Origin of the sequence: Pantoea sp. QMID4 (genome assembly GCF_030270445.1) — a bacterium.
Classification (GTDB): domain Bacteria; phylum Pseudomonadota; class Gammaproteobacteria; order Enterobacterales; family Enterobacteriaceae; genus Pantoea; species Pantoea vagans.
In genome coordinates this window covers 64,386-83,988 of the sequence record NZ_BSXL01000007.1, presented here as the reverse complement: position 1 = coordinate 83,988, position 19,603 = coordinate 64,386, and the positions used below count along the sequence as shown (strand labels likewise).

The following is a 19,603-nucleotide window of genomic DNA, read 5'->3' as shown; positions in this document are numbered from 1 at the left end:
TTTATCCTTTATTTTTTGCTGCTGCTGGCAAGCAGCGAATGAAAGAAGCTATAGAGAGCATCACCGGCAATGAAGCCTGCCGCCATGACCTCCATGGGTGAGCGGCCCCGTTCGCCCCAGATGCGAATGATCACAATGCGTAAGGCGATCCCCACTACCACCGCCCAGCCTGCCATCGCGTTATTAATTAATAAACCGGTGGCGAGCAGCACGCCCAGCTGGCGTTTCGGCCCGCCGATCAGCTGGATAAGGGCACCTGGAATAGCCCACATCAGCAGGTTTCCGGCGATACCAGGTTCAGCACCCGCCTGAATTGTTTTGGCATACACCCGTGCCACCGGCGGCAGCAGATTGTCTGTAAAGAAAAGAGTGTGCGCGTACCAGACAAGGGGAATCGACACCAAAAAGGCGATCATGGCCGCGATCAGCTGAATACGACGTCCCCACAACTCCTGCTGCAGATCGGCCCCGTTACCGCGCAGGATAAAACCCGCCTTCAGGTCGTAACCCATGTCAGCAAACGCCGGGCCGGTAGCGGCCGTAAAGCCGCACAGCAGGCAGAGCGCCAGCGGTGGAAAGCCGATCAGAATGCCGATAATCAGCGTAATCAGCGCCACGGCAAAGGCAGGGAACCAGCCGGAGTGCATGGCGGCAATGCCAACTATCAGTTCATGGGCGAAAGCGGCAAACGCAGCATAGAGAACAAACAGCAGCAGCATCGCGATGCCCATCTCACTCCACAGGCCACCCGCCAGTGCCAGCAGCGCCGAAATCACGATATATCCCACGCTGCCGAAACCCAGCGCCCTCTGCACCTCATTACCGTTGCGGCTCACCGTCAGCGCATCATTTTTACGGCTGCGGATGACCATCACCACCTGAATTAGCGCCACCAGACCGGCACCAACCATGACCCCATGCGGAATATAGAGCGCATTAATATCAATACCGGCCACCGGCTGCGCGTAGGCGCGCAGCAGAAAACCGATGCCGAGCATCGACAATGCCCAGATATTGCCAATAAACGCGGTGCCAAAAGCGGACATCGGAATCTTGAGCATGGCGCCGACAACGCCACCGGCAATGCCCGCCACCAGCAGCCACGCCTGGCGTCCGCCTTTATCCCCCGCTTTAATCGCTTCTGCTGCCGCAACGCCTGGCGGCCATGCATTACTGGCCGGAAAGACGCGGGTATCGAACAGCCGGTAGAGCAGCCAGGCATCGAGCAGCATCGCGGCGCTGACGCCACAGAACAGCGGCAGCACCAGCTGAGGCTCACCCAGCGCCCAGGGCACGGCAATCGGCATCAGCAGACTGTTAGCCGCCCCGAAGGTCGCTGAAGAGATAGCAGTCTGTGCCAGGTTCTGGATTTCAATCGAACGATAACGGCGAAATGCCTGCAACGGAATACGCGCCAGCAGCATGGCAAACAGCGCCCCGATAATGGAGGTGTTAGGCGTTACGCCAATCGTCGTAATCAGCTGAATGCCGATAATGGCACCTGCGATGGAAAGAAAAATTAAAACCAGTGCCACGCCAACGTGTTTGATTGGATTTACCCGTTCCATATGTCCCCGCCAGTCCTTGTTGAGAAAAAATGAAATAACGTCTGCCCGCCTGATGACAGGTTTACGCCGGCTTTCTGTTTCACTGCTCTGATGCGCGCCGCATAGCAACAGCCATTGCAGATGGTCGTCAACCCGCATGCTGAACCGAAACAGGAGACAGGGGGAGACGAACACAGGCAACCGGGTTGCTGCGGACAACGTAGCGATCAGATTGAAAGAAAAAGGCCCGAAGGCCCGGTTTTCCCTGGTGTGGCGAAAGTATTACGCCGATAAAATCGTGGTGAAGTTACGCGCCATATTTGTCGGCCATCTCTGTGGCCGTTGCACGTAATGCTTCAAGGAGCGCTGGCGGGAAACCCGGTTCACTCTCCTGTGACAGAAACGACAGGCAGAGTGCCACCGTTTCGCCATGATGTTTGTTATGAACAATGACCGACAGCGAGCTGATGCCTGGCAGCGATTCATTGCGGGCCAGTGACCAGCCGTGCTGGCGGATTTCAGCCAGTCTGGCACAGAGTGCCTCGGGACTTTGCGGCGAGTTCGCCGGGCCAGCCTGCCAGTGATCATGGAAGCGCGCGATGACTTCTTCGTCACTGAGTTGCGCTAACAGCGCCCGACCGGTTGACGTCGCGGCAGCAGGCATTCGACTGCCGGGTGGTGTGACCATCTGCGTAAAGTGACGCCCATGAAACATGCGCATTACTAATACTTCCCGTCCGTCCAGCTTCGACACGTATCCCATGCAGCCGGTCTTCGCAGCCAGCCGGACCATCGCCGCTGAAACGCTATCAACCAGCGGTGCCGAGAGATAATGACCGGCCGCGGCCAGCAACACGCGACCAATATGATAACCGCGCGTGTCCGCATCCCGCTCCAGCAGCCCCTGACTTTCCATCGTGGCCAGAAGACGCGAAACGGTGCTCTTCGGCAGCGTCAGCGCCTCAACCACCTCACTGAATGAGAGACCGATATGCCCCTGCGTCACACCTTTGTGCTGAAACAATCGGAGTACGGCAGCCGCATTTTCAAGTGTGGTCATGTAACGTGTTCCACTATATGGAACTAAGTTCCTCTGTTAGTTTGACGAAAGTAAAACGTGACGCTGAATCGGTCAAGCGACAATTCAGCACTCACCGTTTTCGGCAGCAGAGAAAATAATGTGACGGAAATGATTAGCGGGGCTTTATATGGCGACGTGAAGAGAGTGCAGAACAGACGCATGAGCAGAAAGCATACAACAGTAAATCTGCGCAAATTTCGCTTCTTTAGTAATCAGGTCGCCATGAAGGCAAAGAGGCGTTGTAATGGAACAGCGTTGCGATGAAAAAACAGGGTTATCAGGGATGACAGGCTGGCATCCCTGCCAGCAGCAAAGCTTTACTCTTTCTCGACATCTTCGTAACGCTCTTTAGCGTCACGCGCTTCTTCTTCCGTTTCGTGCTCACTGATTAATGAATTTGGTTTGGGATGATCAGCACGCAATTCGTAGGAGGTTACTTTGTTTCCCTCAGGACCCTTTTCAACAGGCACAACTTTCGCTTCACGTGGGTATGGTGGTCTGGTCGGCATAGTGTGTCCCTCTTGTCTGAATAACATTCCACAGGACAGGCTTCTGCCTGTCATAGGATCAGTATAGACAATGCCATCCGACGCAGGATCAAAACGGGAAAAATCTGAGGGTTAGCTGGCACGCGCCAGAGAAAGAGAAAGCAAAATCTCTTCCACTACGCACTCAGGCAATTGCATGGCATTCACCTGATGATGGGCTGCGGACTGATAGAGATGCGCGCGTTCACGCAGCACATCACTCATCTCATCGGCAATCGGACGTCCGGTCAGCGTCGGACGCTGAGCCGCTTCAGGTTCGCTTTCCAGTCGTTCTGCCAGCACTTCGGGCGACGCGCTGAGCCAGATCACCTGGCCCTGCTCCTGCATGAAACGGCAGTTCTCTTCAGCCAGAATCATACCGCCACCGGTGGCAATCACGGTCCCGGGTGCCGTCACCGCTTTAAGCGATTCCGTTTCACGGGCGCGAAAACCTTCCCAGCCTTCTGCCGCAACAATCTCGGCCACGCTGCGCTGCGTGCTGAGTTGCAGATGGTGATCGGTATCCGTAAAGGCGTAGCCCAGCGCCTGCGACAACGCTTCGCCGACCGTGGTTTTGCCGCAACCGCGAGCGCCAATCAAAAAGATGGGTAGTGACATCAGGGCCGTTCCTCCGCCTGACCGCGCGATGCGGCTGCATGGTTAGCTTATTAATGCGACGCATGATAACTGGAAATTATTATGGCCTCCACCTGTCAGGCATGATTTACGCATTTTCATTACCTGAACAACGATAATCTTTGTATTTTCAACGGGAAAAGCATGCACGTTTTGTGCATCAGGGCGCTAACAGGACGATAAAAATCGCGCTAAACAGCGTCCGGAATGCGCTGGCAATATTTGCTTACCGCCGCGATTTTACTTTTCTTACTGGCGCCCACATATACTGATAACCATTGCCACAGGAGAGTCATCATGCAACGTGAAGAACAACAACTGATTGAAGGGCTGTTCAGCCGTCTGAAACAGGCTGAAAGCCAGACCGCGGCACGCGATGCCGCAGCCGAACAACTGATTAACCAGCATCTTCAGGCGCAGCCGGGCGCGCCTTACTACATGGCGCAGGCGATCCTGATTCAGGAAGCGGCGCTGAAAAAACTCAATGAGAAAGTGTCAGCGCTGGAAAGCCAGGTTGCACAGTTGCAACAGCAGCAACCCGCACAGAGCAGCGGCGGCTTTCTGTCGGGACTGTTTGGCAGCGGTTCGCGCCAGCAGCAGCCCGTTCAGCAACAGCAACCATCGCCGTGGAACAGTACGCCGCAACAACCGGCACAGCAGCAGTATGCCCCTGCTCAGGCAGCCGCGCCACGCGGCACCGGTTTTCTTGGCGGCGCACTGCAAACAGCGGTGGGCGTGGCAGGCGGTGTGGTGATGGCCGATATGCTGACCAGCATGTTCCACCATTCACAGCCGGAAGAGATTGTGAACATCATCAACGAGCCGCCGCTGCCGGAGGTGAATGATAATCTCAACACTTTTAACGGTGGCGATGACAACGCCAATGCCTTTAACGGCGGTAACGATAATGCCTTCCTCGATCAGAACTCGGGCTGGGACAGTAATTATGCTGACAACAGCGATCTGAACGATTTTGGCGGCGGTGATTTCGACGATGACGACAGCTTCGTTTAAATTCAGCGCTTCTGCTGAGTGAGCCAGCTATCCAGCTCATTCGCAAACTGCTGGCGGTCACGTGGACTCATCGTCGCGGGGCCGCCGGTTTGTACGCCGCTTGACCGCAGAGTATCCATAAAATCCCGCATCGTCAGACGTTCACGTATTGTCGCCGATGAGTAACGCTCGCCGCGCGGATTCAGCGCTGCCGCCCCCTTCTCAATCACCTCAGCCGCCAGCGGAATATCGGCGGTGATCACCAGGTCGCCAGGCTGACAACGTCTGACAATCTCATTGTCCGCTACATCAAATCCGGCTGGCACCTGCAGGGTGCGCAGATAAGGCGATGGCGGCACGCGCAGAAACTGGTTTGCCACAAAAGTGACCGTGGTGGCGGTGCGATCCGCCGCACGGTAGAGCACCTCTTTGATCACATTCGGACAGGCATCGGCATCGACCCAGATAAACATCATGATTCCTTACAGTCAGAGAAGTCTGAGATCTTGCCGGGTTCTGCCTGAATGGCAAATTTTATTTGCGGCACGCTTTCCAGCCCGCACCCGGCTGACTTGTTATTCGGGCTGGCTTAAGTAAGCTAGCCCACTCAGAAAACCGAATAATGTCCTAAGGAGATGGCGATGCTGGCAAAAAAAATCGGGTTTATCGGCGGGGGAAACATGGCAAAAGCCATTATCGGCGGACTGGTCAATAGCGGCAAAATCGCCCCGTCTGACATCTTCGTTTACGATCGCAAAGCAGAGACCAACCAGGCGATGGCAGAGCAGTATGGCATCAACGCGGCTGAGAGCGCGGATGCGCTGGCGCGTGAAGTGGACATCCTGTTCGGCGCGGTAAAACCCAATGTGATCCTGAAAGTATTAAAAGATCTGGCCGGCAGCCTGAAAAAAGAGGCGCTGGTGGTGTCGATTGCGGCGGGCGTGACGCTGGATTCGCTATCATCGGTGCTGGGCTACGATCGTAAAATTGTCCGGGCGATGCCGAATACGCCCTCGCTGGTCAGCGAAGGCATGACCTCGGTCACGCCCAACGTGCTGGTTGAGCAGGCAGAAATCGACGAAGTCGTCGCGATTTTTGAGAGCTTCGGCAAAGCGGCCGTGGTGGATGAATATCTGATTCACTCCGTGGTCGGCGTCAGCGGTTCTGCGCCGGCCTACGTCTTTATGTTTATCGAAGCGATGGCGGATGCGGCCGTACTGGGCGGCATGCCGCGCGCCCAGGCCTATCAGTTTGCTGCACAGGCGGTAAAAGGGGCGGCGGAGATGGTGCTGACCAGCGGTAAACATCCGGCTGAACTTAAAGATATGGTCTGCTCGCCTGGCGGCACCACCATTGAAGCCGTGAAGGTGCTGGAAGAGAAAGGGATGCGCTCGGCAGTGATTGAAGCAATGCAGCAATGCATGGCGAAGTCGGAAAAACTGAGCCGCAGCTAAGCGTTCAGGCATTGCGCAGGGCGGACCGGCTCGCAGCCCGCCTTGCGCGCAATTTAACTGATGTGCGCCTGACAGAACGCCACCGCGTCGGCAAGCGACATTGGTTGCTGCATCTGCTCCACCAGCTCAGCAGTCAGCGTATACATACCGCATGAGCAGATCGCTGCCAGTTGCCCCTGCTGACCATAAAACGCCATAAACTTCTTGTCGTCCAGCGAGCCGATCAGCTCGACGTTATCCCAGTCTGCCGCGTGGCCAACATACTCATAACGGGTGCCATACTGCGTCGTCCAGAAGAACGGCACACGATCAAAGGCGACGTTATGATCCAGCATATTCCATGCGGCGGTCTGCCCCTGCTGATGGGCGACGCGATAGTGCTCAATGCGTAGCGGACCCTGTGCCGACGGATACGTGGCAATATCACCTGCCACCCAGATATTGTCAGCGACCCGTAAATGCTCGTCTGCCTGCAGACTGTCATCCTCTGCCAGCGGCAGATCGTGGATAAAGTCGGTAGCCGGTTTAACGCCGGTAGCAAACAGCACAACGTTCGCATCCAGCTGCCGTCCGCCCTTAAGCTGCACGCCCCTCACCTGCTGGTCGCCCTGTATGGCTTCAATTTCGCCCTGCACCCACTTCACGCCGTTTTGCTCATGCAACTGGTAGAAATAGCGGCCAATCTGATCGCCAAACCGTTTTGCAAAAGGCAGCGCCTGACGGGCAATCACCGTGACGTCGATATCACGATTACGCAGTGCCGACGCCAGCTCGGTGCCGATAAAACTGTTGCCGATAATCACAATTTTATGTGTCGCATCCACCGCCTGAAGCAGCTCATCGGTCTGCGCCTTGCTGCGTAGCAGATAGACTCCGTCAAGATCGCTGCCTGGCAAATCGGGACGGACAGGCTTCGCGCCGCTGGCGATCAGCAGTTTGTCGAAGGCAAGCGTTTCGCCATCGTCGAAGATCAGCCGTTGCTGCTGCGTATCAAGGCGGCTCACGGTAGCCTGCACTCGTTCAACGTGATCCATTACATCCGCTTTCAGCAGCGGTGGCACCTCGCTGATGTCCATTTTGCCCGACGGCACAAATTTGGTCAGCGCGGTGCGGTCGTAAGGTGCGTCCGCCTCCCGCTCAACCAGAATCAAGCGGCCTTTAAAACCATCATGACGCAGACGCCACAGCGCTGCGCTGCCCGCCGCGCCACCACCCAGCACCACATAGACCGGTGCGGCTGCCCCGCTGCCAATGGGTGCAGCGGGTGACATCGCTTTTGGGTTTACCAGCACCCGGCCCTCTTCGATGCGCAGCGGATATTGCCTGAGATCGGCCAGCGCCAGCGGTTCACACATTTTGCCGTCGGCGATATCAAACGCGGCTTTGTGCCACGGGCAGACCAGCCGGTCGCCGCAGATCGCACCCTGCTCCAGCGGCGCGCCCGCATGCGGACATTTCGCCTGATACGCGCGTACGTTGTCCCCGTCGCGAATCAGTAATACCTCTACCTCACCCAGCGTTTTCTTAACCGGCTGTCGCTGAGGCAGATCCTTCAGGTCGGCGGTAAATTGATAGTTCACGGCATGGCTCCTTTCGCTGTTTCGGGTCTGGTGCTGCGCGGTAAAACAAGGCCTGCGCAAATCCCCACAAACAGTAAGTGTGGCAAAGGAACCAGTAAGCCTGATGAGAAATGTTTGTCAGAAGGTTAAGCTGCTGTTGTGGAAGGTAATTTAATCAGCGTTAAACGGAACTGGATCACTGTTGCGCGGAAAGGAGAAGCGGCCACCTGCGTGGCCGTGGGGGATGATCAGCTTTTTTTCAGGCACTGGCTCATAAAGGTTTTACGCGCATCACCTGCCAGCTTTTTATCGCCAGCTTCGCCGTTACAGCTTTTCATTTTCATCTGCTGCGGCGACATCTTTGACAGCTTGCTGCCTTTTTTCAGGCATTCACTCATAAAGGTTTTGCGCGCATCCCCTTTGAGATCCTGAGATTTGGCGTGCTGGTTACACATCGTCATTTTCTCCTGCTGCGGCGTTTTTTCCGCCGCACCCGCCATACCACAGACCAGCAGGCCCGCCATCATCATCGCCATTAAACCGACTTTCATCTTGTTATCTCCACAATGGGTTGTCCCCTGTTATTCTGGCAGCGAATAAGCAAAGCGGAAACTGTTTCAGGTCAAAGTGACGTGAAGATCCCATTTCAGTCTGAGACTGGCGGCGTTACTGGCGGGAATACCGCAGCAGTTTTTCGATGTAATCGCGCAGCAGGCGCACATTGTCATTGTCTGCATCGGCCACGTTGTCCATGGCGGTGTCAATCGTGGTGGTCATTTCCAGATGTTGTTGCGGATCCAGTTTGCGAACCCGTTCGGTCACGACAATTTCAGCGCCTCAATCTGCGCTACCTGCTCTTTCGCTGTCGCCTCTTTTTCAGCCAGCTTAACCAGTAACTCAGCAATCAGGTTTTTCATGCTGTAGTCTCAGCGGTGAAGAAAAGCTGAAATTATCACCACGCCGGCTAAAAAAACAGAGGGAAAATCGCGTTTTTTCAGCGAGTTAGCCTGAACCGCTGCGCTTTTCACGGCGACTTCCGGCTAACCTTGCAGGCGAAACGTTTTGCGGGCAAATATCACCGCTGTTAAACGTTTCGCCTGCCAGCATTCAACAGGCAGGGCTTAGCGGGGATCGACAAATCCACGGCCTGGCCCGCCGCCAGGTCCGCCCCAGCCACCACCTCCTCCACCGCCGCCGCCGCCAGGAGGCGGGAAAAGACATCCACTTAATGCAGTCACTAATGCCACAACGGCAGCCAGCTTAACAATTCGTACCATATTTACCTCAGGGTGATGAAATCGGGCTGAGTGTATGAAGCTACCCGCATGGCGACAAGTGGGATTCCTCCGCATCCGGCCGCTATTCATCTTTGCTGACCAGGCTTAACGTTTTACAGTCATTAAGCTGCCACATTCTCAACACTACGGCCCGCATTCGGGGCAAACTATTTGTGCAAATCGGGATGGAGAACGCTTTACAGCCTGAACAATTTTGCGCATTGTGAGCGCATTACATTTACAGGATACCACCATGACTCTCTCACAGGCTGCTTTTAGTGACATCCTCTCCCGGCGCGACTGGGAAAATCCGGTCGTGACCTCGCTGCATCGGCTGGATGCGCACCCGCCTTTTGCCAGCTGGCGGGATGAAGCGGCGGCGCGTGATGACACGCCCTCGGTGTCACTACAGAGCCTGAATGGGGAGTGGGGTTTCAGTTACTTTGCGCAGCCTGAGGCGGTCCCGGCCAGCTGGTTACTGAAGGATCTGCCGGATGCCAGTACGATTCCGGTGCCGGCAAACTGGCAGATGCACGGCTTTGATGCGCCCATTTACACCAACGTGCAGTATCCGATTCCGGTCAATCCCCCGTTTGTACCTAAAGAGAACCCGACAGGATGTTACTCGCTCACATTCAGCACGGACGCCGCCTGGCGCACTTCCGGGCAAACACGCATCATTTTTGACGGCGTCAATTCAGCCTTTCATCTGTGGTGCAATGGACAGTGGATAGGCTACTCTCAGGACAGCCGTCTGCCCGCCGAATTCGACCTGAGCCCTTATCTGCGACCGGGCAAAAACCGGCTGGCGGTGATGGTGCTGCGCTGGAGCGACGGCAGCTATCTGGAAGATCAGGATATGTGGCGGATGAGCGGCATTTTCCGCGATGTCACATTACTGCATAAACCCCAGGTGCATCTGGCTGACGTGCAGCTGGAAACCCGGCTCAGCCCGGAATATTACCGTGCCGAGTTGCGCACCCAGGTCCGCGTTGCCTTGCCGCCAGACCTCACCTCGGGTTATCAGCTGCGCCTGACGCTGTGGCAGGGTAAACAGCAGGTTGCGCAGTGTCAGCAGCCGCTGGGCAGCGCCATTATTGACGAACGGGGCCACTATCCTGAACGCGCCCTGCTCAGCCTGCCGGTGGAACGGCCCGCGTTGTGGAGCGCCGAAACCCCACACCTCTATCGCGCCACGCTGGCGCTGCTGGATGGGGATCAGCAGCTGATCGAGGTGGAAGCGTATGATGTCGGCTTCCGTCAGGTAACTATCGATAACGGCCTGCTCTGTCTCAACGGCAAACCGCTGCTGATCCGTGGCACAAACCGCCACGAACACCATCCGGAGCGCGGTCAGGTGGTGGATGAGGCAACGATGCGCCGCGACATTGAGCTGATGAAACAGCACAATTTCAATGCGGTGCGCTGTTCGCACTACCCTAATCATCCGCTCTGGTATCGGCTGTGCGACCAGTATGGGCTTTATGTGGTGGATGAAGCGAATATCGAAACCCACGGCATGCAGCCGATGAACCGGCTCTCCGACGATCCCCGCTGGTTCGCTGCCTGTAGCGAACGCGTGACGCGTATGGTGCAGCGCGATCGTAATCACTGCAGCATTATTATCTGGTCGCTGGGCAATGAGTCGGGACATGGCGCAACACACGATGCGCTCTACCGCTGGGTGAAAAGCAGTGATCCTACCCGTCCGGTTCAGTATGAAGGCGGCGGTGCGGATACCGCCGCGACCGATATCATCTGCCCGATGTATGCCAGAGTCGATGAAGATCAGCCGTTCCCGGCGGTGCCGAAGTGGTCGCTGAAAAAGTGGATCGGTCTGCCGGGCGAAACCCGTCCGCTGATCCTGTGTGAGTACGCGCATGCAATGGGCAACAGCTTTGGCGGTTTCGCTAAGTACTGGGAGGCATTCCGCCAGTTTCCGCGTCTGCAGGGTGGCTTCGTCTGGGACTGGGTTGATCAGAGCCTGACCCGATATGACGATCAGGGTCAGCCCTGGCAGGCCTACGGTGGCGATTTTGGCGATAAGCCCAACGATCGCCAGTTCTGTATGAACGGGCTGGTGTTTGCCGATCGCACGCCGCATCCGGCGCTGTATGAGGCGCAGCGCGCCCAGCAGTTCTGGCAGTTCAGGGTCGATCCCGGCGACCCGCTGAGCTTTATGGTCAGCAGCGACTACTTATTCCGTCACAGTGACAATGAAGTGCTGCGCTGGCGCATTGAGCAGGAAGGCCAGGTGGTGACGGAAGGTGAAGTCATACTGGATATTGCAGCCCAGGGAGAGCAGCGGATCACCCTGCCGTCACCGCCCGCCTTACAGGGCGAATGCTGGCTTAACGTTGCGGTTCATCAGATTCAACCGACCCGCTGGAGTGCTGCTGACTGGCGTGTCGCCTGGCATCAGTGGGCGCTGCCTTCGCTACTGATGCTGCCCCCGCTGCCGGAAACCGCTGAAGCACCTGTCCTTCATAATGACGCCAGTGAGATTGTCGTGACTCACCAGCAACAGCGCTGGCATTTTTCACGCCACAGCGGTGAACTGACGCAGTGGTTCGTCAATGAGACACCGACGCTGCTCTCGCCGCTTCAGGACTGCTTCATTCGCGCGCCGCTGGACAACGATATCGGCACCAGCGAAGCGGAACGGGTTGATCCTAATGCCTGGGTTGAGCGCTGGAAAGCGGCGGGTTATGACCAGATGAGCAGCCAGCTGGTGTCGATTACGGCGAATGCGTTGTCGCAGGCGGTACAGATTGAAACGCTGCACAGCTGGCTCGCCAGTGGCCAGCTCGCCTTTATCAGCCGTAAACGGTATCTGATCAATGCGCAGGGTGAGTTGCAGCTGCAGCTTTCCGTTGAGCAGTCGCGCGGATTACCGCCGCCAGCTCGTATCGGCTTGCGCTGCAAACTGGCGCACATCCCGCAGCAGGTAAGCTGGCTCGGTCTGGGACCGCATGAAAACTATCCCGATCGCCAGCTGGCCGCGCAGTTCTCACGCTGGCAACTGCCGCTGGATCAGCTTTCAACGCCCTACGTTTTCCCCGGTGAGAATGGTCTGCGTGGCGGCACCCGCCAGCTCAACAGCGGCAGCTGGCAGGTCAGCGGCGATTTTGCTTTCTCACTGAGTCGCTTCAGTCTGGAACAGCTGCGTGAGGCATCCCACCGCCACCTTCTGTGTCCGGAGGCGGGCTGCTGGCTGCACCTGGATGCCTTCCATATGGGCGTCGGCGGCGATGACTCCTGGAGCCCCAGCGTCAGTCCTGAGTTTTTGCTGACTCAGCAGCGCTGGCAGGCTGAACTGACAATTTGTCAGCCGACGCGGGCAGTACAGTCTTCGGACGCCGGTAAAAGCGTTTCAGAAACAGCACGTTAATCAGCACCACAACAGCGGTGGCACAAAAGACCCAGCGGAAACCTGCCACCGCGGATACCGCTGCGCCCAGTAATGGGCCAGCAACATTGCCAAGATACATAAACGACTGGTTATAACCGAAGATCCGGCCGGTGATATTGTCGCGCGAGTGACGCACCAGCAGGGTCTGCACCGCAGGCATCATCGCGCCATCGGCAAAGCCCAGCAGAAAACGTAAGATGCCCAGCTGCGTGGCACTGGTGACAAAAGACATGGCGATAAACAGCAGCAGCGAAATAACCATCGTGGCCAGCAGGATACGCTGCGTACCGATGCGATCACCAAGTCGTCCCAGCCGTGGCGCGGCCATCAGCGCAGAGACGCCGGGCAGTGCCGCAATCACGCCACTGAGAAACGCGATATTCTCTGCGGTGGGCGCCAGCTCGCGCACAAACAACGTCAGGATCGGGTTCACCGATCCGTTGCACATCTGGATCACCATGGTGGTGAAAAACAGGCAGAGCATCAGCTTTGGGTTATCCAGCGAGCGGAAAACCTCACGTCCGCTGAGCTTCTCTTTTTTACTGACCGGGGTGTAACCGGTCTCTTTAATCAGGAACAGCGTCACAATAAAGCTGACCATCAGCAGCGCCGCGGTGACGATAAATACCGTGCGCAGACCGACCCAGTCAGCCAGCAGCCCACCCAGCATCGGCCCCAGAATCACACCGCCAATCTGTCCGGTGGAGACACAGCTCAGCGCCCAGCCGCTGCGTTCACGCGGCACCTGAGCCGCCACCAGCGCCATCGCGTTGGGGATATAGCCGGAGGTCAGCCCCATCAGGGCGCGCAGCAGTAGTAACTGCCAGGCTTCGGTGATAAAAGCCTGCAGCAGGATCACCACGCCCATTCCAGACGCAGCGCGCAGCAGCATCAGTTTACGCCCTTTGCGATCGGCCAGACTGCCCCACAGCGGGGCGACCGCCGCCGAAACCACGAAGGTGATACTGAAGGTGAGCCCCGACCAGAGACTCAGGGACTCGCCTCCGGTGACGCCAAGCTGCTCAAGGTAGAGCGACAGAAACGGGATAATCTGGCTGATGGCCAGGCCAGTAAAAAAACAGCCAAACCAGACTGAGATCAGGTTTATCTTCCAGGGTTCAATAGTGCGTGGCATGAGCAGATAATTCAAAGAGAGGGAGTACTTAGTTTAACGCGACGATTCTCAACGTGACCGACATAACATGGCACAAATGGCAAAAGACCAGATTCCTCTTGATTCAGCGCAATTACCCGCGAAAATTTTCTCTGACCAGTGGTTTACAGCGTGAATCCCGTAGCCGCTGGCCTGCCCTGGCCCCCTCTTCCGCAACCATGCCTCATCAATATGGAAAAATATGTCATTCTGTTACTGACAACGATTCACGCCGCTTCTATGTTTAAAAAATCGCCAGTCGTGGCGATATGACGATCATTCTGCCTGGCGCGACGTCCTCCGCTAAAAAACGGTCCAGACCATCCGGCTACGCTGAGGCAGTTCAGCTTATGACATGCATAGATACCCTTACACCTGCGTAAGGGTCGGAGTAGTGTTTCAGCGGAGGTAAGGAAATGAGAGTGCAAACGAACAGTGCCAGCCGCGCTATCAGTGACTATTTCAACAGCCCGAACTGGCGAACACCGCCAGAGTCCGATCTGCTGGCGGTTATTCTGCGTGAAATTATGGAGGCGGGAGAACCCGCGACCAGTAAGGTACTGATTGCGCGGGTGATCGACAAACTGGAAGTCGAAGGCGATGAGGCGCAGTTGCAGCGGTATCGCACCCTGCTGGCACAGCTCATCGACACGCAGCCGGAGGTGTAAAGCGGCGGTTTATTTCACCCAGCGAAGTTTATCCGCTTCGCTGACGCTGGCCCGTCCGCTGCTGCGCTGAAACAGGCAGAGCTCCCGACCACGCCTGTTTTTCATATGCTGCTGGGGATAGCGCCCCTCCAGCAACAGTGCGCTGTAACCTGTGTTGTCGTCATACTCAATCGGCTCGCCCAGCACCTTTACTTTGCTCAGGTGGCTGGCGTTAATACACGCCTGCGTCATGATCTGACGGCTCTTCTGCCATGCCTCTTCACTGGACGCCTGTGCCAGTGTGCTGCTGAGTAACAACGTGGGCAGCAGTGCCCCTATGCATTTCATCTTCTCCGCTCCTGTTCCGGCCCGAAGGCGCTAAAAAAATTCCCGCCGGGGCGGGAATAAACAAGACGAGCACTATTTATTGTGTGACGAGGACGTTTCTTAAACGCGCTGCTATCCTCGCCTGCCGTTATGACAAGCCAATGACAGACCGGCCGTCAGCCACAATAAACTGAGCTGATATTGCCATTTTTGTCGGCCAGGAAGTTAAGCCGGTTGAGGTTGAAGTCCATGGTGACCGCAGAATTATAGGGGATTGGACGCACCTGCTGTTCAAAGTGTTGACCCTGAAGCACAGTTAACGGTTTGCCGACATAGTTCTGAAACTGAGAGGCACCACAGCGGTCGGCTTCAGGATCCTGCGGCATGCTGGCGGTGTCCGGTTTACTGGCAGACTGACAGGCGGTTAATGTAAACAGACCCACTACCAGCAGCCCTTTTCCATAAAATTTCACGTTTGTTCTCCTGTTGGACGTGTAAAACCTGCCTCAAGAGTAGCAAAGCGCGCCTGCTGACCAGAAGCCGGAAAAGGTAAAGTTGTTACAGTGAGCGCAGATCCAGGTGTCACGCAGGGTCATTTTTTAAGATTAATCGCACTCACTGCCTAAAAAAAGCACAGTGAACCGCTACACTATCTTAAGACTATTCTTAGCCCTGTGGAGGTCATGATGGAACTGATTATTTTTGTTGTCTGCGCAATGCTGATGACCGTCGTGGCGGTCAAAGTCCGTTAAACTGGCTCAGCCTGATTCTGCGTTGTTCTTTCCAGAAGCGTACTGAATGCAGCCAGCGGCATCGGCCGACCGAGGAAGTAGCCTTGCCCCTCTTCGCACGAGAGCTGTTTCAGCTGGTTCAGCTGCGCTTCTGTCTCAATTCCCTCCGCCGTGATCGTCAGGGCGAAGGCACGTGCCAGCGCAATAATGCCCGCCACAACCGATTGCGCCTGCTGCGACTCCGGGAAATCTTTCATCCAGGAGCGGTCAATCTTCAGACCGTTAAACGGGAAGGTCTTCAGGTAGCCCAGCGCGGCATAGCCGGTGCCAAAATCGTCAACGGTTAACCTCACCCCCAGCGACCGTAAGCCCTGCATCACCGCCAGCGCATGCTGTGGATGTTCAAAGGTGACATTCTCCGTGATCTCCAGCTCCAGCCTTGTCGCTGGCAGACCACTTTTCGCCAGCGCATCTGCCACCCGTTGCACCAGATCGCTGGTGCGAAACTCCATCGGCGAAATATTGACTGACACATAGCGATCGCCGCCCCAGCCCAGCGCATCCTGGCAGGCGCGCATCAGAACCCAGTCGCTTATGGGGGCGATCAGACCGCTCTCTTCCGCCAGCGGAATAAAGTGGTCAGGCGTAATCCACTGATCCGGGGCAATCTGCCAGCGAATCAGCGCTTCAGCGCCGGCCAGCTGACCGGTGAGCAGCTGATAACGGGGCTGATAGTGCAGACGAAATTCGTTGTTAGTCAGCGCTTTCTCAATGCGCCGCGCCATTTCACGCTTATCTTCGCGCTGGCTCGCCATTTCATTGGCGTACCAGACCCACTGATTACGTCCCGCATCGCGTGCTTCATTCAGTGCGATATCCGCCATCTGCAGCAGCGCTTCCGGATGGCTGGCATCCTGCGGCGCAGAGGCAATGCCCATGCTGGTGGTGAGATAATGAACATGCTGGCCGGTGCTGACTGGCTGCTGAACTTCATGCACCAGCTGAGCACAACGCTGATCGATCCGCTCACGATTCGTTTCCCGCAACACGAGGACAAATTCACCTCCGCTCAGCCGCGCCACCAGCTCCTGCGGGCCGATACAGTGCTTCAGACGCTGCGCTATCTGGCTCAGTACCTCATCGCCCGCCGCATGGCCCCAGGTTTCATTGATTGGCCGGAACTGATCGAGATCGAGGGTAATCAGCGTCAGTGGCGCAGCGCCATCAGGCAGCGCAAGGTGCAGCGTCAGAAACTCCAGCAGCTGCACGCGGTTCGACAGACCGGTTAAAACGTCGTGACGTGACAGAAACTGAATGCGTGCCTCCGCTTCCATGCCCTGGGTAATGTCCGATACCGTGCCGCGAAACCCGATACGTCGCGCATCATGCCAGATGGTTTTCGCCACCAGCTGACCGATGCGGCGGTGACCCTGTGCGGACATAAACTGACAGCGCAGCGGCATCTGTTGCTCTTCCGCCGCCTGCTGCCGCAGCCAGGCGACCAGCGAATGGCTGGGATGGGTCAGCAGGTGATCGATGTGACGTCCCAGCCAGTGTGTGATGTCGTGGCCGGTAAGGGTATGAAAACGTGCTGACAGATAGATCAGACGGCCCTCTTCATCCGTTTCCCAGATCCAGTCTGAAGCCGCCTCAGCGAGATCGCGAAACCGCGCTTCACTGCTGGCAAGCTCCTGCTGACTGATTGCCAGCATGGCAAAGCGGCGGTCAGAGAGAATCGCATTGGAGAGTGCATGACGGCTGACGCGATAGGTGATGAGACCGATGATGATCGCGGTCAGCAGCAGCAGTGGCAGCAGCAACCCGATCAGGTCCATGCCCGGCATTTTTGACGTCCAGCGCAGCACAATCGGCTCGCCGCCTGGCAACGGAAGTACCATTCGCGGTTCATGCAGGCCATCCTCCTGACTGGCGGGCAGGCGCAGTTCGCGCACATCCAGTGTCGCGCCCAGCGCCTGTAATTTGGCGGGCGTGAACAGATTCACGAACACCATGATTGACGCAGGCCCTGCCATGGGTGGCAGGTTCGGCAGTTTACCGCTGCTGATAGGTGCGGCCACCACAATCGCGGGCAGATGATTGATCAGTGCATTACGGGTCATTGCTTTATTATTGAGCTGACGCGCTGCCGCAATAAGCACAGGTGTCTCATTACCCAGCCAGGCTTCCAGTGGCGTATCCGCCATCTGCCCATTAATCACGCTATAAGTGGTGTGACCTTTGCCGTCGACCACGAACACGCCTTCATAGTGATACTCTTCGTAAAGACCCGGTCCGAAGTTCTCTTCGTCAAACGCCCAGCTCCTGTTCACCCTGACATGGAGATTGCGCCAGGCCTCTCTCCAGAAGGCATAATCCCGGATATCGGTGACCATCGCCTCCTGACGATTTTGCCACGTCTGCTGCATCAGCATGCGGTCATGCTCAACCGATGCGCTGTTCTGACGCTGCGCAATTATCAGCACCATCAGCATCGAGAGCACCAGCACACCAGACAGCAGCAGCGAAAGCGTACGCAGGCTGCGCCGCGTAAAGCGGACAGTGCGATCTTCAGCGGCATGTCTGAATGGCGGCGACGGCGGTGCCGGAGGGTTAAAAGTCATTAAGAGTGCTCACTACAAAGCCAGGGGTTAAGATCACAGGCCTGCAATACAACATGCGTTGCTGGCCAGATTAGTTTCATCCGTTATCGGCCCGGGTGCTCCGGTGTTTAGTCTGCGGCTAACATTTTGCGCTTAAATAATGTGTAACAGGCTCACTCGACAGCGATCGGGTGCATTGCTACTATGCGCTTACCTTCGCTGGCTGAGTCGCCTATGAACACCAATTCCGACAGAGTGACCCTGACGCTGTTCTACGTCGGCAGCTTTGTGGTCTATTACCTGGTTACCATGCTGATCACGCTGTTCCCTAATTACAGCGTGCTGCGTAATGACGGCCTGCTGGTGCCCGTACTCTGCCTGTTTGAATTTGCTGTTATCTATCCGCTTTATCGCTTTTACTGCCAGCGCCGCACCGATTTGCCGTTGGGTGAACTTTATACGCTGCAAACCCTGCTGTTTACCGGTGCGCTGTTTGTGCTGATGGCGGCACAGATGCAGTTCATGCAGCCGGAAGGCTGGCTGGTGATGCAGGCCCAGCAGGGACGCAATTCGCTGTTGATCCTGCTGCTGACCGCCGTACTGCTGGCGCCGGTGTTTGAAGAAGTTCTGTTCCGCGGTTTCCTGTTACAGGGTTTTCTGCTGTGGGCGCCGCGCAGCCGTTTCGCCTGCATGCTGCTGACCTCACTGCTGTTTGCGGTGATGCATACACAGTATGTGCACTGGCAGACCCTTATCGCTCTGACGCTGTTTTCACTGCTACTCTGCTATGCGCGACTGCGGAGTAACAGTCTGGCGCTGCCCATTTTCCTGCACACACTGAATAACCTGATTGCACTGCTGCCCGCCTGGTATTTCGCTGGCTGATTCCTCGCCTGCGTCCTCGTCTTACCCAGCCCTCATCCTGCCGCAGACCGCTGCTGGCAGGTCATAGCTCACACTGACAATGTCGCCCCGTCACGTTTGTCTATACTGGATGTTAAAAAGGGATAAAAAGCACCACAGTCCGGACCACCAGACCGTGTAAAGGAGAGGATCTATGTTGATAGGATTTGTGTTGTTAGTGAGCGCGTGTGGCTACGATGCCTGCGAAGCGCTGCCGGTCTCGGAGCGCATCTATCCGACGAAGGTAGACTGTGAAACGATGGCAAACCGTATTCATAAAGTCAGACCGAATGTGGTTCTGCTTTGTGGTGAGGTCCATCGCTGATTCAGCGACCCAATCTAATAAAGCAGGGCTGCAACATTGCAAGCTGGCGCTTTAGCGTACAAAATATAAGCTGTTGTTACCCATTATCGTTGTGAATCCCATGAAAACATCACGCCCCCGTCGTCCTGGTGGACGCTGGGTTTACTATCTTTTGTATGATGGCATTCTGTGGCCCTGCCCCGTCCGATGGGAGTGGGAGAGCAGCTATGGCGGCTGGTTGCCATTTTACTACACGCCAACCTTTGAGTTTGTGGTGGGCGACCCGCGTAAGGCTTATCGCATCGCGCGCAGCGACGTGCGGACTAAACGGCGCGAGGATGCCTTCGTCTGAGGACGTTTATCGCCACGGCAGCCATGAGGTGGTGAGCAGAAAATGAACCGCTTCCAGTACGATAATTACCATCACTAATATGCCCAGCGAGTGGCGACTC

At 56.4% G+C, this 19,603-nt stretch carries 19 protein-coding genes and 1 pseudogene; 7 read left to right on the top strand and 13 right to left on the bottom strand.

Translation table 11 applies throughout. The features are described 5' to 3' along the window. Nucleotides 1–8: 8 nt before the first annotated feature. From QSK07_RS16415 to aroL, 4 genes are all read right to left on the bottom strand, one after another. Nucleotides 9–1,568 carry an OPT/YSL family transporter gene (locus QSK07_RS16415; protein ID WP_285720949.1) on the bottom strand — a complete coding sequence of 520 codons (1,560 nt, stop codon included), beginning with the start codon at nt 1,566–1,568 and terminating at the stop codon, nt 9–11. Nucleotides 1,569–1,854: 286 nt separating this feature from the next. Next, nucleotides 1,855–2,607 (bottom strand): IclR family transcriptional regulator, encoded by a 753-nt coding sequence (locus tag QSK07_RS16410; RefSeq protein WP_098051359.1) that lies wholly within the window; start codon nt 2,605–2,607, stop codon nt 1,855–1,857. A 338-nt stretch (nt 2,608–2,945) separates the two neighbouring features. Beyond that, nucleotides 2,946–3,137: a YaiA family protein gene (locus tag QSK07_RS16405; RefSeq protein WP_033731718.1), complete on the bottom strand. Its 192-nt coding sequence runs from the start codon at nt 3,135–3,137 to the stop codon at nt 2,946–2,948. A gap of 111 nt (nt 3,138–3,248) precedes the next feature. Next, nucleotides 3,249–3,773, bottom strand: coding sequence for a shikimate kinase AroL (aroL, locus tag QSK07_RS16400; RefSeq protein ID WP_098051360.1), 525 nt, complete (start codon nt 3,771–3,773; stop codon nt 3,249–3,251). A 315-nt stretch (nt 3,774–4,088) separates the two neighbouring features. Between aroL and QSK07_RS16395 the strand changes: the two genes are divergently transcribed. Continuing rightward, nucleotides 4,089–4,805 (top strand): DUF2076 domain-containing protein, encoded by a 717-nt coding sequence (locus tag QSK07_RS16395; RefSeq protein WP_285720950.1) that lies wholly within the window; start codon nt 4,089–4,091, stop codon nt 4,803–4,805. 2 nt (nt 4,806–4,807) lie between these two features. Here the strand turns inward: QSK07_RS16395 and QSK07_RS16390 are convergent, their stop codons facing one another. After that, complete coding sequence (locus QSK07_RS16390; protein WP_098051362.1) at nt 4,808–5,257, bottom strand: YaiI/YqxD family protein; 450 nt, start codon at nt 5,255–5,257, stop codon at nt 4,808–4,810. Between the two features lie 168 nt (nt 5,258–5,425). Here QSK07_RS16390 and proC point away from each other — a divergent pair, with 168 nt between their 5' ends. Beyond that, nucleotides 5,426–6,238, top strand: coding sequence for a pyrroline-5-carboxylate reductase (gene proC, locus QSK07_RS16385; RefSeq protein ID WP_098051363.1), 813 nt, complete (start codon nt 5,426–5,428; stop codon nt 6,236–6,238). Nucleotides 6,239–6,291: 53 nt separating this feature from the next. Here proC and QSK07_RS16380 read toward each other — a convergent pair whose 3' ends face one another. From QSK07_RS16380 to QSK07_RS16365, 4 genes and pseudogenes are all read right to left on the bottom strand, one after another. After that, nucleotides 6,292–7,818 carry an FAD-dependent oxidoreductase gene (locus QSK07_RS16380; RefSeq protein ID WP_285720951.1) on the bottom strand — a complete coding sequence of 509 codons (1,527 nt, stop codon included), beginning with the start codon at nt 7,816–7,818 and terminating at the stop codon, nt 6,292–6,294. 227 nt (nt 7,819–8,045) lie between these two features. Then, the gene (locus tag QSK07_RS16375; RefSeq protein ID WP_285720952.1) at nt 8,046–8,348 is read right to left on the bottom strand and encodes a PsiF family protein; all 303 of its coding nucleotides are present in this window, start codon (nt 8,346–8,348) and stop codon (nt 8,046–8,048) included. A gap of 115 nt (nt 8,349–8,463) precedes the next feature. Continuing rightward, nucleotides 8,464–8,714: pseudogene (locus tag QSK07_RS16370) on the bottom strand (sigma-S stabilization anti-adapter protein IraP). A gap of 204 nt (nt 8,715–8,918) precedes the next feature. Continuing rightward, the gene (locus QSK07_RS16365; protein WP_285720953.1) at nt 8,919–9,074 is read right to left on the bottom strand and encodes a hypothetical protein; all 156 of its coding nucleotides are present in this window, start codon (nt 9,072–9,074) and stop codon (nt 8,919–8,921) included. 253 nt (nt 9,075–9,327) lie between these two features. Between QSK07_RS16365 and QSK07_RS16360 the strand changes: the two genes are divergently transcribed. After that, nucleotides 9,328–12,465, top strand: coding sequence for a beta-galactosidase (locus tag QSK07_RS16360; protein WP_285720954.1), 3,138 nt, complete (start codon nt 9,328–9,330; stop codon nt 12,463–12,465). Here QSK07_RS16360 and QSK07_RS16355 read toward each other — a convergent pair. Beyond that, nucleotides 12,347–13,621 carry a multidrug efflux MFS transporter gene (locus QSK07_RS16355; RefSeq protein WP_285720955.1) on the bottom strand — a complete coding sequence of 425 codons (1,275 nt, stop codon included), beginning with the start codon at nt 13,619–13,621 and terminating at the stop codon, nt 12,347–12,349. The genes QSK07_RS16360 and QSK07_RS16355 overlap by 119 nt on opposite strands. 434 nt (nt 13,622–14,055) lie before the next feature. Between QSK07_RS16355 and QSK07_RS16350 the strand changes: the two genes are divergently transcribed. Then, entirely contained in the window at nt 14,056–14,307 is a 252-nt protein-coding gene (locus QSK07_RS16350) for a biofilm development regulator YmgB/AriR family protein (protein WP_275219997.1), read from the top strand. A gap of 9 nt (nt 14,308–14,316) precedes the next feature. Here the strand turns inward: QSK07_RS16350 and QSK07_RS16345 are convergent, their stop codons facing one another. From QSK07_RS16345 to QSK07_RS16335, 3 genes are all read right to left on the bottom strand, one after another. Then, on the bottom strand, nt 14,317–14,634 hold the full coding sequence (locus QSK07_RS16345; RefSeq protein WP_098051367.1) for a hypothetical protein: 318 nt from the start codon (nt 14,632–14,634) through the stop codon (nt 14,317–14,319). A 155-nt stretch (nt 14,635–14,789) separates the two neighbouring features. Continuing rightward, complete coding sequence (locus QSK07_RS16340; RefSeq protein ID WP_098051368.1) at nt 14,790–15,086, bottom strand: I78 family peptidase inhibitor; 297 nt, start codon at nt 15,084–15,086, stop codon at nt 14,790–14,792. Between the two features lie 275 nt (nt 15,087–15,361). Further along, nucleotides 15,362–17,965 (bottom strand): bifunctional diguanylate cyclase/phosphodiesterase, encoded by a 2,604-nt coding sequence (locus QSK07_RS16335; RefSeq protein ID WP_285720956.1) that lies wholly within the window; start codon nt 17,963–17,965, stop codon nt 15,362–15,364. Between the two features lie 213 nt (nt 17,966–18,178). Here QSK07_RS16335 and QSK07_RS16330 point away from each other — a divergent pair, with 213 nt between their 5' ends. The 3 genes from QSK07_RS16330 (at nt 18,179) to QSK07_RS16320 (ending at nt 19,503) form a co-directional block, all read left to right on the top strand. Continuing rightward, nucleotides 18,179–18,829, top strand: a complete 651-nt coding sequence (locus QSK07_RS16330; protein WP_033732018.1) for a CPBP family intramembrane glutamic endopeptidase — start codon at nt 18,179–18,181, stop codon at nt 18,827–18,829. Nucleotides 18,830–19,001: 172 nt separating this feature from the next. Further along, nucleotides 19,002–19,172, top strand: a complete 171-nt coding sequence (locus QSK07_RS16325) for a hypothetical protein (protein WP_003850083.1) — start codon at nt 19,002–19,004, stop codon at nt 19,170–19,172. Nucleotides 19,173–19,272: 100 nt separating this feature from the next. Next, complete coding sequence (locus tag QSK07_RS16320) at nt 19,273–19,503, top strand: hypothetical protein (RefSeq protein ID WP_033731707.1); 231 nt, start codon at nt 19,273–19,275, stop codon at nt 19,501–19,503. The last annotated feature ends 100 nt before the right edge of the window (nt 19,504–19,603 follow it).

Coding starts and splice junctions, on each gene's coding strand:
- QSK07_RS16365 (WP_285720953.1), bottom strand. CDS start 9,074: ATGGTACGAATTGTTAAGCTGGCTGCCGTTGTGGCATTAGTGACTGCA.
- QSK07_RS16360 (WP_285720954.1), top strand. CDS start 9,328: ATGACTCTCTCACAGGCTGCTTTTAGTGACATCCTCTCCCGGCGCGAC.
- QSK07_RS16390 (WP_098051362.1), bottom strand. CDS start 5,257: ATGTTTATCTGGGTCGATGCCGATGCCTGTCCGAATGTGATCAAAGAG.
- QSK07_RS16395 (WP_285720950.1), top strand. CDS start 4,089: ATGCAACGTGAAGAACAACAACTGATTGAAGGGCTGTTCAGCCGTCTG.
- proC (WP_098051363.1), top strand. CDS start 5,426: ATGCTGGCAAAAAAAATCGGGTTTATCGGCGGGGGAAACATGGCAAAA.
- QSK07_RS16375 (WP_285720952.1), bottom strand. CDS start 8,348: ATGAAAGTCGGTTTAATGGCGATGATGATGGCGGGCCTGCTGGTCTGT.
- QSK07_RS16415 (WP_285720949.1), bottom strand. CDS start 1,568: ATGGAACGGGTAAATCCAATCAAACACGTTGGCGTGGCACTGGTTTTA.
- QSK07_RS16335 (WP_285720956.1), bottom strand. CDS start 17,965: ATGACTTTTAACCCTCCGGCACCGCCGTCGCCGCCATTCAGACATGCC.
- QSK07_RS16410 (WP_098051359.1), bottom strand. CDS start 2,607: ATGACCACACTTGAAAATGCGGCTGCCGTACTCCGATTGTTTCAGCAC.
- QSK07_RS16330 (WP_033732018.1), top strand. CDS start 18,179: ATGAACACCAATTCCGACAGAGTGACCCTGACGCTGTTCTACGTCGGC.
- QSK07_RS16345 (WP_098051367.1), bottom strand. CDS start 14,634: ATGAAATGCATAGGGGCACTGCTGCCCACGTTGTTACTCAGCAGCACA.
- aroL (WP_098051360.1), bottom strand. CDS start 3,773: ATGTCACTACCCATCTTTTTGATTGGCGCTCGCGGTTGCGGCAAAACC.
- QSK07_RS16405 (WP_033731718.1), bottom strand. CDS start 3,137: ATGCCGACCAGACCACCATACCCACGTGAAGCGAAAGTTGTGCCTGTT.
- QSK07_RS16350 (WP_275219997.1), top strand. CDS start 14,056: ATGAGAGTGCAAACGAACAGTGCCAGCCGCGCTATCAGTGACTATTTC.
- QSK07_RS16325 (WP_003850083.1), top strand. CDS start 19,002: ATGTTGATAGGATTTGTGTTGTTAGTGAGCGCGTGTGGCTACGATGCC.
- QSK07_RS16320 (WP_033731707.1), top strand. CDS start 19,273: ATGAAAACATCACGCCCCCGTCGTCCTGGTGGACGCTGGGTTTACTAT.
- QSK07_RS16355 (WP_285720955.1), bottom strand. CDS start 13,621: ATGCCACGCACTATTGAACCCTGGAAGATAAACCTGATCTCAGTCTGG.